The sequence below is a fragment of the Enterobacter cloacae complex sp. IR5401 genome (assembly GCF_049238425.1).
Taxonomy (GTDB): domain Bacteria; phylum Pseudomonadota; class Gammaproteobacteria; order Enterobacterales; family Enterobacteriaceae; genus Enterobacter; species Enterobacter hormaechei_C.
Genome location: NZ_JBMKHN010000003.1, coordinates 143,119 through 156,267, shown reverse-complemented (window position 1 = coordinate 156,267; position 13,149 = coordinate 143,119). Strand labels below are relative to the sequence as shown.

Genomic DNA, 13,149 nt, shown 5'->3' with positions numbered 1-13,149 from the left:
GATCGAACGATGAGCACATTTTCTACCCCTGTAGTTACCTCCATGCAGATCATTCCTGTCGCGGGACATGACAGCATGCTGATGAACCTGAGCGGCGCCCATGCGCCGTTCTTCACCCGTAATATTGTGGTGATCAAGGACAACTCAGGGCATACCGGTGTCGGTGAAATCCCGGGCGGGGAGAAGATCCGTAAAACGCTGGAGGACGCCATTCCGCTGGTGGTGGGTAAAACGCTGGGCGAGTACAAAAATGTGCTGACTCGCGTGCGCACGACCTTTGCCGATCGTGATGCGGGTGGCCGTGGTCTGCAAACGTTTGATCTGCGCACCACTATCCATGTGGTCACGGGCATTGAAGCCGCGATGCTGGATCTGCTGGGCCAGCATCTGGGCGTCAATGTCGCCTCCCTGCTGGGCGACGGCCAACAGCGCAGCGAAGTGGAAATGCTCGGCTACCTGTTCTTTATCGGCAACCGCAAACTCACCCCGCTGCCGTACCAGAGCCAGCCGGACGAAAAATGCGACTGGTATCGTGTGCGTCACGATGAAGCGATGACCCCGGACGCGGTGGTGCGCCTGGCGGAAGCCGCGTATGAAAAATATGGCTTTAATGACTTCAAGCTGAAAGGCGGCGTACTGGCGGGTGAAGAAGAAGCTGAGGCGATCGCCGCGCTGGCGAAGCGCTTCCCGCAGGCGCGCGTCACGCTGGATCCGAACGGTGCCTGGTCGCTTGATGAGGCGATAAAAATCGGTAAGCAGCTTAAAGGCGTGCTGGCCTATGCGGAAGATCCGTGCGGTGCAGAGCAGGGGTTCTCCGGACGTGAAGTGATGGCGGAGTTCCGTCGCGCCACCGGGCTGCCAACCGCCACCAACATGATCGCGACCGACTGGCGTCAGATGGGGCACACGCTCTCGCTGCAATCGGTGGACATTCCGCTGGCAGACCCGCACTTCTGGACGATGCAGGGCTCGGTTCGCGTGGCGCAGATGTGCCATGAGTTCGGCCTGACCTGGGGCTCCCACTCCAACAACCACTTCGACATCTCGCTGGCGATGTTCACCCACGTGGCGGCCGCTGCGCCGGGCAACATTACCGCCATCGACACCCACTGGATCTGGCAGGAGGGCAACCAGCGCCTGACCAAACAGCCGTTTGAAATCAAAGGCGGCATGGTGCAAGTTCCTGCTACGCCGGGGCTGGGCGTTGAGCTGGATATGGACCAGGTCATGAAAGCGCATGAGCTTTACCAGAAACACGGCCTGGGCGCGCGTGATGACGCGCTGGCGATGCAATACCTGATCCCAGAGTGGAGATTCGACAATAAACGTCCGTGCATGGTACGATAAGCTCATTGGGACCGATCCCATGAGTGGTCCCTTACGTGGTGTATGCTTAACGTAACTAACATGCGTAAGGATGGCTTATGAAAATTGTTATCGCTCCGGACTCGTATAAGGAAAGCTTGAGCGCGCTGGAGGTGGCGACAGCGATAGAGGTCGGTTTTCGCGAAATTTTCCCGTCAGCGGACTATGTCAAATTACCGGTTGCCGATGGTGGCGAAGGGACGGTGGAAGCGATGGTGGCAGCCACGCATGGGCGTCTTGTCCATGTTCCTGTTACCGGGCCTTTGGGTGAACGCGTGGAAGGGTTTTTCGGGTTATCCGGAGACGGGAAAAGCGCCTTTATCGAGATGGCGGCAGCGAGCGGTCTGGAGCTTGTTGCTCCTGCAAAGCGTAACCCGTTAATCACCACCTCCTGGGGAACCGGGGAACTGATCCGTCATGCGCTGGATGCGGGCGTTAAGCATATCATTATTGGCATTGGAGGCAGCGCGACCAATGACGGTGGCGCAGGCATGGTGCAGGCGCTGGGCGTAAAACTGCTGGATGCGAAAGCGCAGCCCGTTGGGCCGGGCGGCGGCGAACTGGCAAGCCTTGCGCATATCGATCTTAGCGGGCTGGACAAGCGGCTGGCAGCCTGTCGAATTGAAGTGGCCTGCGATGTGACCAACCCCCTGATCGGCGAGACAGGTGCTTCTGCGGTATTTGGTCCGCAGAAAGGGGCGACGCCGGAGATGGTCAGGACGCTGGACAACGCGCTTGCGCATTACGCAAAAATTATCGCCCGGGATATGGATATTGACGTCTTAAACCTGGCGGGCGGTGGTGCGGCCGGCGGAATGGGGGCGGCGCTGTATGCATTTTGCGGCGCACAGCTCCGTCAGGGGATTGAGATTGTCACCGATGCCCTGCATCTCGATGAACAGGTCGCGGACGCCGATCTGGTGATCACGGGCGAAGGGCGTATCGACAGCCAGACGATCCACGGAAAAGTGCCCGTTGGCGTGGCGAGAGTCGCGAAACGCTATAACAAGCCGGTTATTGGCATTGCCGGCAGCCTGACGGCGGATGTTGGCGTGGTGCATGAGCACGGACTGGATGCCGTATTCAGCGTGATTTACACCATCTGCTCGCTGGAGGATGCGCTGGAAAATGCGCAACAGAATGTACAGATGGCCGCAAGGAATATTGCGGCGGTGATAAAGATGGGGCAGGGGATGTCGCGTTAACGTTCGTGCTCCTGTAGGCCCGGTAAGCGAAGCGCCACCGGGCTTTGGTCTTAGCTCCCCAACACCTTCATTGCTTCCCGCGTCACGTTGTCCATCTCGTCCAGCAGCTCCAGGAACTCCGGTTCGAGATCGGATTCTGGCGTACCCGCGCGAAGCTGCTGTTCAAGCAGCTGGCAGAGATTTTTCAACCGCGGTACGCCGCTGTAGCCGCAGCTGCCGTGCAGTTTATGGATAGCCTCCAGCAGCCCTTCAGGGTTTTCACCCACCAGCTGTTCTTCAACCTTGTTACGGATCTCAGGCAGGAAGTCCACCAGCATTTGCAGCATATCGCGGGCCAGATCGGGTTTGCCTGCCGCCTGGCGCAGCGCCAGTTGCCAGTCAAACGTGGCATTCTGGTTAACGCTGATCTCCGGCGATTCAGCTGTAATGGTGTATGTCCCGCCAATGTGCCCCGGCTTGTAGCGCAGCAGCAGGCTGTGCAGCTTCTCTTCGTCGATCGGTTTCGCCAGATAATCGTTCATGCCCGCACCCAGCAGTTTCTCCTTTTGCCCCGCCATCGCGTGCGCCGTCACGGCAATCACCGGCGTCTGCTGCTGGTGCGGAAGCTGGCGAATCAACTCGCAGGCGCGGATGCCATCCATGCCCGGCATCTGAATATCCATCAGGATCAGGTCGAACTGCATCTGTTTGGCTTGTTCCACGGCTTCGGCGCCGCTGGTACACAGCTCAACATGCTGAACCTGATCCTCAAGCAGCACGCCAATCAGCTTCAGGTTCGCCGGGTTATCGTCCACGGCCATCACCGTCATCGGCAGCTTATGTTCGTCGTTTTCCAGCGGCAGGGACTGATGCGTCAGACGGCAATATTCGGTCAACGCAGGTAACAGCCGTGTGGCGGTGAGGGGTTTCAGCAGACACGCCGCCGCTCCGTCGTTTTTCAGCTCTTCGGCGTTGATTTGGGCGTGGCACGGCAGCGCCAGCAGCAGGTAGTCCGTCATTGAGGCCGCCTTCGCCAGGCGTTCCTGCTGCATGGTCAGTTCTCCGGTAAACGTCACCGGAATCCCCAACAACAGGATATCGTAATGATCGTTCGCCAGCGCGGAGAAGGTCGGGCTGTAGATGACCTCCAGCGGCGTGCTGCTTAATACATCAAGCGTACACTGCGCAGCCGCGGCGTTCGGTTCCACATAGGCCAGACGCATCCCCTTCAGGCACCCGGTGACCGGGCCGTCGGTCTGCACGTTCGGGTTAAGATCAAGGTTGATATGGAACCAGAAGGTTGAGCCCCGGTTAGGCTGGCTGTGGAAGGAGATATCGCCTCCCATCTCTTTCACCAGCTTTTGGGTGATCACCAGCCCCAGGCCCGTTCCGCCGTGACGACGGGAAATGCTCGCATCGGCCTGGCGGAAAGCCTGGAACAGACGCGTCTGATCGCGCTCCGGAATACCGATGCCGGTATCCCGGATCTGCACTTCAATCTGGACTTTGTTATTACTGAGCGCCCTTTTTTCGACCAGAATGTCGATGTTGCCGCTCTCGGTGAACTTAATCGCGTTGCCCACCAGATTGGTAATGACCTGTTGCAGGCGCAGCGGGTCGCCAATGACGTTATCCGGCACATCATTTTTAATATTGAGCGTCAGTTCCAGACCCTTATCATGCGATGAGTGGGCAAGAAGCGTGACCACGTCATCCAGCGTGCTGCGCAGCGGGAAGGGAATACTCTCCAGAATCAGCTTGCCCGCTTCCAGCTTCGAGAAGTCCAGTACGTCGTTAATAATGGCCAGCAGGTTATTGGCTGAGCGTTCAATGGTATGCAGATGGTCACGCTGGGTTGGGTTAAGCTCGCTTTTGAGCGTCAGACGGGTAAAGCCAATCACCCCGTTCAGCGGCGTGCGCAGCTCGTGCGACATGTTCGCCAGGAATTCAGACTTAATACGCGCCGCCTCCTGAGCACGTTTTTTCGCCAGATCCAGCTCCACGTTCTGGATCTCCATCTGCTCCAGCGTTTCGCGCAGGTCAGAGGTGGCCTGGTCAACGTTGTGCTGCATCTCTTCGTGATAAGCCGCCAGCGACATCGCCATTGAGTTGATGCCGTTTTTCAGCATATCCAGCTCGCCGAGCATAAAGCCTTCCACGCGGCTGTCGAGCTGACCCCGGCGGATCCGGTCAACGGTATTCACCATGTTGCGGATAGGCCCCGTGACGTCGCGCATCAGTCGCCAGCCGAAGATCAGCGCGATGCCAATACAGAACAGCATCATCACGCCGGAGATGAAAATTTCTTTGTACTGCTGGAGCCGCACCGACTTGAGATCCAGCTCCAGCGCCACATATCCAAGCATATTATTGCTGGACTTCGCATCGGACTGGGCAGATTCGTCGGGTGAATAGCTTTCGGAGATAATCGGCGTGCGCAGGATCATGATATCGCCTCGCCGCAACACCGTAAGATGACGCGGGAAGGGGGTACCATCCGGGATTTTCAGCGACGTGGGATCCAGATGGAAATTCGAGGTGACGAACAGACGGTTATGCTCATCATAAACGGAAATGGCGCGTACGATCTCTGAATGACGGCGGTGCAATACGCTGATTAACTGACCAATGGATTCACGGTTTTGCAGGTTCATGCCGTACTCGCTGGAGACGGCCAGCGGTTCGATAATACTGGCCCCGGCATCTTCAAGCTGTCTCTGCAAATCGTTATAGCGATGCACTACAAAGAAAATGCTCAGCAGCAAACCGATGAGAACGGTAGGAGCGAGGATCAAAATCATCATGCGCGCGCGCAGGCTGTAGTTGGTCATGGAGTTCCGTTATGGGACAATCAGGCTAATTATGTTTATTTGAGAACAATCTTGGCGATGGCGCAATTCTACTCTGCAAAACGACGCGTGACGACGCGTCAGATCATAACTGTTGAAGCCTCTGACCTCGATCCTTTTGGACAGGGGGTGGCGCGTCACAAGGGTAAAACACTGTTTATCACAGGTTTGCTGCCAGGAGAACGTGCAAATATTACGCTGACGGAAGACAAACGTCAGTATGCGCGCGGTCAGGTCAAGCGCCGTCTTAATGATAGCCCGGAGCGCGTGACGCCTCGCTGCCCCCATTTTGGCGTCTGCGGTGGCTGCCAGCAACAGCATGCCAGCACTGAATTACAGCAAAAAAGTAAAAGCAGCGCGCTGGCCCGCCTGGTCGGGCACGACGTGAATGACATCATTGCCGATCGGCCCTGGGGCTACCGTCGCCGCGCTCGCCTGAGCCTCAGCTACCAGCCCAAAACCGAGCGGCTGGAGATGGGGTTTCGCAAAGCCAGCTCCAGCGATATCGTCTCTGTCACGCAGTGCCCTGTTTTGGTGCCCCATCTTGAGGCATTGCTCCCGGACGTGCACCACTGTCTTGCATCGCTGGATGGCGTGCGTTCGCTCGGCCATGTCGAACTGGTGTTGGCCAACAGTGGCCCGCTGATGGTGCTGCGCCACACCGCGCCGCTGTCAAAGGCGGATCGCGAAAAACTGGAACGCTTTTCGCATTCTCATGAGCTTGCGCTTTTCCTCGCGCCGCAAAGCGAGATACTTGAGCAGGTCAGCGGAGAAGCGCCCTGGTATGCGTCAGACGGGCTACGCTTAACGTTCAGCCCGCGGGATTTTATCCAGGTCAACGACGGCGTGAACCAACAGATGGTGGCGAATGCGCTGGAATGGCTCGACGTACAGCCCACTGACCGGGTGCTCGATCTGTTCTGCGGCATGGGGAACTTTACCCTGCCGCTGGCCCGCAGAGCAGCAAGCGTGGTCGGAGTGGAAGGCGTTGAGGCGCTGGTGGCGAAAGGCCAGGAAAACGCCCAACAGAACGGTTTGCAAAATGTGACATTCTTTCATCAAAATCTTGAGGATGATGTCACTCAGCAACCGTGGGCTAAGCAGGGCTTTGATAAGATCCTGCTCGATCCGGCGCGCGCAGGTGCGCCAGGCGTGATGCAGCATATAATTAAACTCGCGCCTGAACGCGTGGTCTATGTTTCCTGTAACCCGGCGACGCTTGCCCGTGACAGCGAAGCATTATTGAGCGGGGGTTACCAGATTCGGCGTCTGGCAATGCTGGACATGTTCCCGCACACTGGTCATCTGGAATCGATGGTGTTGTTCGAGCACATCTAATGAGTTTGGCTTGTCGACTTCGACAGGCCCTTGTCCCTAAAGGAGAGGACGATGGTTGCGGTAAGAAGTGCACATTTAAATAAAGCTGGTGAGTTTGACCCTCAAAAATGGATCGCAAGTCTGGGGATTTCCAGCCAGCAGTCGTGTGAACGCTTAACCGAAACCTGGGCCTATTGTTTACGCACAACGCAGGGGCATCCGGACGCTGAACTGCTGTTGTGGCGCGGCGTGGAGATGGTTGAAATTCTCTCCATGCTGAACATGGACATCGAAACGCTACAGGCCGCACTGCTGTTCCCCCTGGCGGACGCCGACGTGGTGACGGAAGACGTCCTGCGTGAAAGCGTCGGCCAGTCCGTCGTGGCGCTCATCCACGGCGTGCGTGATATGGCAGCCATTCGTCAGCTTAAAGCCGCGCAAACTGACTCTGTCTCTTCCGAGCAGGTGGATAACGTTCGTCGTATGCTGCTGGCGATGGTAGATGATTTCCGCTGCGTGGTGATCAAGCTGGCCGAACGGGTTGCCCATCTGCGTGAAGTGAAGGATGCGCCGGAAGACGAGCGCGTCCTGGCCGCTAAAGAGTGTACGAATATCTATGCGCCGCTGGCGAACCGTCTCGGTATCGGGCAACTGAAGTGGGAGCTGGAAGATTACTGCTTCCGCTACCTGCATCCGGCGGAATACAAACGCATTGCAAAATTGCTGCACGAACGCCGCATTGACCGCGAGCACTATATCGAGGAATTTGTCAGCGGGCTGCGCCAGTCGATGAAAGAGGAGAATGTGCGCGCCGAGGTCTACGGGCGTCCAAAGCACATCTACAGCATCTGGCGCAAAATGCAGAAGAAACATCTCGCCTTTGACGAGCTGTTTGACGTGCGCGCCGTACGTATCGTGGCAGAGCGTCTCCAGGACTGCTATGCCGCGCTGGGGATAGTGCATACTCACTTCCGCCATCTGCCGGATGAGTTCGATGACTACGTCGCGAACCCGAAACCAAACGGCTACCAGTCTATTCATACCGTGGTGCTCGGCCCTGGCGGCAAAACGGTGGAAATTCAGATCCGTACCAAACAGATGCACGAAGACGCCGAGCTGGGCGTGGCGGCGCACTGGAAATACAAAGAGGGTACCTCCGGCGGCGGTCGCTCCGGTCACGAGGACCGTATCGCCTGGCTGCGTAAGCTGATTGCGTGGCAGGAAGAGATGGCCGACTCCGGCGAAATGCTCGACGAAGTGCGCAGTCAGGTCTTCGACGATCGCGTCTACGTCTTTACCCCGAAAGGGGACGTGGTGGATTTGCCGGCAGGCTCCACGCCGCTCGATTTCGCCTACCACATCCACAGCGATGTGGGGCACCGTTGCATCGGGGCGAAGATCGGCGGACGTATCGTACCGTTTACCTACCAGCTCCAGATGGGCGATCAGATTGAAATCATCACCCAGAAGCAGCCAAACCCAAGCCGCGACTGGCTGAACCCGAACCTCGGTTACATTACCACCAGCCGTGGGCGCTCAAAAATTCACGCCTGGTTCCGTAAGCAGGATCGTGACAAGAACATCCTTGCCGGTCGCCAGATCCTGGACGACGAGCTGGAACATATTGGTATTAGCCTGAAAGAAGCGGAGAAGTTCCTGCTGCCGCGCTACAACTTCAACGAGCTCGACGAACTGTTAGCGGCGATTGGCGGCGGAGATATCCGCCTGAACCAGATGGTGAACTTCCTGCAAGCGCAGTTCAACAAGCCAAGCGCGGCAGAGCAGGATGCGGCAGCCCTGAAACAGCTCCAGCAGAAAACTTATGCTCCGCAGCAGCGCAGCAAGGACAATGGCCGCGTGGTGGTTGAAGGGGTGGGTAACCTGATGCACCACATTGCCCGCTGCTGCCAGCCGATCCCGGGAGATGATATTGTCGGCTTTATCACCCAGGGGCGCGGGATCTCGATTCACCGCTCCGACTGCGACCAGCTTGCAGAGCTGCAATCGCATGCGCCGGAACGTATCGTGGAAGCCGTCTGGGGGGAGAGCTACTCGGCGGGTTACTCGCTGGTGGTGCGCGTCACTGCCAACGACCGCAGCGGCCTGCTGCGCGACATCACCACCATTCTCGCCAACGAGAAGGTCAACGTGCTGGGCGTTGCCAGCCGCAGCGATACCCGCGAGCAGCTTGCCACCATCGATATGACTATCGAAATCTATAACCTTCAGGTGCTGGGCCGCGTACTCGGCAAACTGAACCAGGTGCCGGATGTGATTGACGCGCGTCGTCTGCACGGCGGCTAAACATCCTCTTCTGTAGGCCGGGTAAGGCAACGCCGCCACCCGGCTCAGGCATTTAATGGAATCTGTTATGACTCAAATCGACCGCCTGCTCGGCATCATGAAACGCCTGCGCGACCCGGAAAACGGCTGCCCGTGGGATAAAGAGCAGACTTTCACCACCATTGCGCCTTACACGCTGGAAGAGACCTACGAAGTGCTGGACGCCATTTCGCGAGAGGATTTCGACGATCTGCGCGGTGAGCTGGGCGACCTGCTGTTCCAGGTGGTGTTCTACGCGCAGATGGCGCAGGAAGAGGGGCGCTTTAACTTTGACGATATCTGCGCCGCTATCAGCGACAAGCTGGAGCGTCGTCATCCGCATATCTTTGGTGATGCCTCCGCAGGTAACAGTGTGGAAGTGCTGGCGCGCTGGGAGCAGATAAAAAGCGCTGAACGCGCTGAAAAATCCCAGCACTCGGCGCTGGACGACATTCCCCTGAACCTTCCCGCGCTGATGCGCGCGCACAAAATTCAAAAGCGCTGCTCGGCGGTAGGGTTTGACTGGACCTCTCTCGGCCCGGTGCTGGAAAAAGTATACGAAGAGATCGACGAAGTGATGCATGAAGCGCAGCAGGCCGTTGTGGATGAAGCAAAGCTGGAAGAGGAGATGGGCGATCTGCTGTTTGCAACCGTCAACCTTTCACGCCACCTCGGTGTAAAAGCGGAAACCGCCCTGCAAAAAGCGAACATTAAATTCGAACGACGCTTTCGCGAAGTTGAGCGGATTGTGGCCTCGCGCGGTCTGGAAATGAGCGGGATTGACCTCGACGCGATGGAAGAAGTCTGGCAGGAAGTAAAACGCCAGGAACATGATCTCTAACGAGATTTTGCGATCAAGCGCAATTTGTGTGATTTTTTAAATGACAAGCGCTTGATTTGCGTCAAAAACATTTACCCAAAAGGGGCTATTTTCTCACTCCTTATGTTTGTCATGGCCTGGAATGGAGACGGAGAATGAAAGTTTGTGGCGCTCGTCGTGTTCGGGTATACTACTTTCCCGTCCTGGTTATTCCATCGTTTCACCCTAACTTCTCAGGTTCAGCATGACAACGAACTATATTTTTGTGACCGGCGGGGTCGTATCCTCTCTGGGTAAAGGCATTGCCGCAGCCTCCCTCGCAGCCATTCTTGAAGCCCGTGGCCTCAATGTGACCATGATGAAACTGGATCCGTACATCAACGTCGATCCTGGCACCATGAGCCCAACCCAACACGGGGAAGTGTTCGTTACTGAAGACGGCGCTGAAACCGATCTGGATCTTGGCCACTACGAGCGTTTCATCCGTACCAAAATGACCCGTCGTAACAACTTTACGACTGGCCGTATCTACTCTGACGTTCTGCGTAAAGAGCGCCGTGGTGACTACCTGGGCGCGACCGTGCAGGTCATCCCACACATCACTAACGCCATTAAAGAGCGTGTCCTTGCCGGTGGCGAAGGGCATGACGTTGTGCTGGTTGAAATCGGCGGTACCGTGGGGGATATCGAATCCCTGCCATTCCTCGAAGCGATTCGTCAGCTGGCGGTAGATATTGGTCGTGAGCACGCGCTGTTCATGCACCTGACGCTGCTGCCTTACATGGCGGCAGCAGGTGAAGTGAAAACCAAACCGACTCAGCACTCTGTTAAAGAGCTGCTCTCCATCGGTATTCAGCCTGACATCCTGGTTTGCCGTTCCGATCGCGCGATTCCGGCGAACGAACGTGCGAAAATTGCATTGTTCTGTAACGTGCCTGAAAAAGCCGTTATTTCAATGAAAGATGTCGATTCCATTTATAAAATCCCGGGCCTGTTGAAATCACAGGGTCTGGACGATTATATTTGTAAACGATTCAGCTTGAACTGTCCGGAAGCTAACCTGTCTGAATGGGAGCAGGTGATTTACGAAGAAGCCAATCCGGGCGGCGAAGTGACTATCGGTATGGTCGGCAAGTACATCGAACTGCCAGATGCCTATAAGTCAGTTATCGAAGCGCTGAAACACGGTGGTCTGAAGAATCGCGTCTCTGTGAACATCAAGCTGATTGATTCGCAGGATGTGGAGACGCGCGGCGTCGAAATTCTCAAAGATCTGGATGCGATTCTCATCCCTGGTGGCTTCGGCTACCGTGGTGTTGAAGGCAAGATCGCCACTGCACGCTATGCGCGTGAAAACAATATTCCATACCTCGGTATCTGCCTGGGTATGCAGGTTGCGCTGATTGAATTTGCGCGCAACGTAGCGGGAATGGAAAACGCGAACTCTACGGAATTTGTGCCAGACTGTAAGTACCCTGTTGTGGCGCTGATTACGGAATGGCGCGACGAAGACGGTAACGTCGAAGTCCGTACCGAGAAGAGCGATCTGGGTGGCACCATGCGTCTTGGCGCACAGGCCTGCCAGCTGTCCGACGATAGCGTGGTACGCAAGCTGTACGGCGAGCCGGTCATCACCGAGCGCCATCGTCACCGCTATGAAGTCAACAACATGTTGTTGAAACAAATTGAAGCTGCGGGTCTGCGTGTTGCGGGCCGTTCCGGGGATGATCAGTTAGTCGAGATCATCGAAGTGCCTAACCATCCGTGGTTCGTGGCCTGCCAATTCCACCCGGAATTTACTTCAACGCCGCGTGACGGGCATCCGCTGTTTGCAGGCTTCGTGAAAGCCGCCAGCGAGTACCAGAAGCGTCAGGCGAAGTAAAAAAAGTTAGAACGGCAACGCGTACCTTTGGTACGCGTTGTTTGTCTGGAGTTTTAGTTTAACTTGTACTGAGGAAAATCTAATGTCCAAAATCGTTAAAGTCATCGGTCGTGAAATCATCGACTCCCGTGGTAACCCGACCGTTGAAGCTGAAGTTCATCTGGAAGGTGGTTTCGTCGGTATGGCAGCGGCTCCATCAGGTGCTTCTACAGGTTCCCGCGAAGCGCTGGAACTGCGTGATGGCGACAAATCCCGTTTCATGGGCAAAGGCGTACTGAAAGCGGTTGGCGCTGTTAACGGTCCTATTGCTCAGGCTATCGTTGGCAAAGATGCTAAAGATCAGGCTGGCATCGACAAGATCATGATCGATCTGGACGGTACTGAAAACAAATCTAACTTCGGTGCGAACGCAATCCTGGCGGTTTCCCTGGCGAACGCCAAAGCGGCAGCAGCAGCTAAGGGCATGCCACTGTTCGAGCACATCGCTGAACTGAACGGCACCCCAGGCAAATACTCTATGCCTGTACCAATGATGAACATCATCAACGGTGGTGAGCACGCAGACAACAACGTTGATATTCAGGAATTCATGATTCAGCCAGTTGGCGCGAAAACCCTGAAAGAAGCGGTACGTATGGGTTCTGAAGTGTTCCACAACCTGGCTAAAGTTCTGAAAGCTAAAGGTATGAACACGGCTGTTGGTGACGAAGGCGGCTACGCGCCAAACCTGGGCTCTAACGCAGAAGCACTGGCTGTTATCGCTGAAGCGGTTAAAGCAGCAGGCTACGAGCTGGGCAAAGACATCACCCTGGCGATGGACTGCGCAGCATCTGAATTCTACAAAGACGGTAAATACGTTCTGGCTGGCGAAGGCAACAAAGCGTTCACCTCTGAAGAGTTCACCCACTTCCTGGAAGACCTGACCAAACAGTACCCAATCGTGTCTATCGAAGACGGTCTGGACGAGTCTGACTGGGATGGTTTCGCATACCAGACCAAAGTACTGGGCGACAAAATCCAGCTGGTTGGTGACGATCTGTTCGTAACCAACACCAAGATCCTGAAAGAAGGCATCGAGAAAGGTATCGTTAACTCCATCCTGATCAAATTCAACCAGATCGGTTCTCTGACCGAAACGCTGGCTGCGATCAAAATGGCGAAAGACGCTGGCTACACCGCGGTTATCTCTCACCGTTCTGGCGAAACTGAAGACGCTACCATCGCTGACCTGGCTGTGGGTACCGCTGCTGGCCAGATCAAAACCGGTTCTATGAGCCGTTCTGACCGTGTTGCTAAATACAACCAGCTGATTCGTATCGAAGAAGCGCTGGGCGAAAAAGCACCTTACAACGGTCGTAAAGAGATCAAAGGCCAGGCATAAGCCTGAACCTTCGTTCTTATGAAAAAACC

At 56.1% G+C, this 13,149-nt stretch carries 8 protein-coding genes; 7 read left to right on the top strand and 1 reads right to left on the bottom strand.

Annotated elements, in window-relative coordinates; genetic code table 11:
- Positions 1-9 precede the first annotated feature (9 nt).
- Both gudD and ACOTX1_RS06320 read left to right on the top strand, forming a co-directional pair.
- Complete coding sequence (gudD, locus tag ACOTX1_RS06325; RefSeq protein ID WP_003862731.1) at positions 10-1,347, top strand: glucarate dehydratase; 1,338 nt, start codon at positions 10-12, stop codon at positions 1,345-1,347.
- Between the two features lie 77 nt (positions 1,348-1,424).
- Positions 1,425-2,570 carry a glycerate kinase gene (locus tag ACOTX1_RS06320; RefSeq protein WP_023314755.1) on the top strand — a complete coding sequence of 382 codons (1,146 nt, stop codon included), beginning with the start codon at positions 1,425-1,427 and terminating at the stop codon, positions 2,568-2,570.
- 50 nt (positions 2,571-2,620) lie between these two features.
- Here ACOTX1_RS06320 and barA read toward each other — a convergent pair whose 3' ends face one another.
- A complete protein-coding gene (gene barA, locus ACOTX1_RS06315; RefSeq protein WP_023314754.1) occupies positions 2,621-5,380 on the bottom strand; it encodes a two-component sensor histidine kinase BarA in 2,760 nt (919 codons plus the stop codon).
- A gap of 57 nt (positions 5,381-5,437) precedes the next feature.
- On the opposite strand from barA, the gene rlmD reads away from it, so the two are divergent.
- From rlmD to eno, 5 genes are all read left to right on the top strand, one after another.
- Complete coding sequence (gene rlmD / locus ACOTX1_RS06310) at positions 5,438-6,736, top strand: 23S rRNA (uracil(1939)-C(5))-methyltransferase RlmD (RefSeq protein WP_023314753.1); 1,299 nt, start codon at positions 5,438-5,440, stop codon at positions 6,734-6,736.
- Between the two features lie 51 nt (positions 6,737-6,787).
- Positions 6,788-9,019: a GTP diphosphokinase gene (gene relA, locus ACOTX1_RS06305; RefSeq protein WP_023314752.1), complete on the top strand. Its 2,232-nt coding sequence runs from the start codon at positions 6,788-6,790 to the stop codon at positions 9,017-9,019.
- Positions 9,020-9,086: 67 nt separating this feature from the next.
- Positions 9,087-9,878, top strand: a complete 792-nt coding sequence (gene mazG / locus ACOTX1_RS06300; RefSeq protein ID WP_032634250.1) for a nucleoside triphosphate pyrophosphohydrolase — start codon at positions 9,087-9,089, stop codon at positions 9,876-9,878.
- A 223-nt stretch (positions 9,879-10,101) separates the two neighbouring features.
- Positions 10,102-11,739, top strand: a complete 1,638-nt coding sequence (gene pyrG, locus ACOTX1_RS06295; RefSeq protein WP_023314750.1) for a glutamine hydrolyzing CTP synthase — start codon at positions 10,102-10,104, stop codon at positions 11,737-11,739.
- Positions 11,740-11,821: 82 nt separating this feature from the next.
- Positions 11,822-13,120, top strand: coding sequence for a phosphopyruvate hydratase (gene eno / locus ACOTX1_RS06290; protein WP_006811784.1), 1,299 nt, complete (start codon positions 11,822-11,824; stop codon positions 13,118-13,120).
- Positions 13,121-13,149 lie beyond the last annotated feature (29 nt).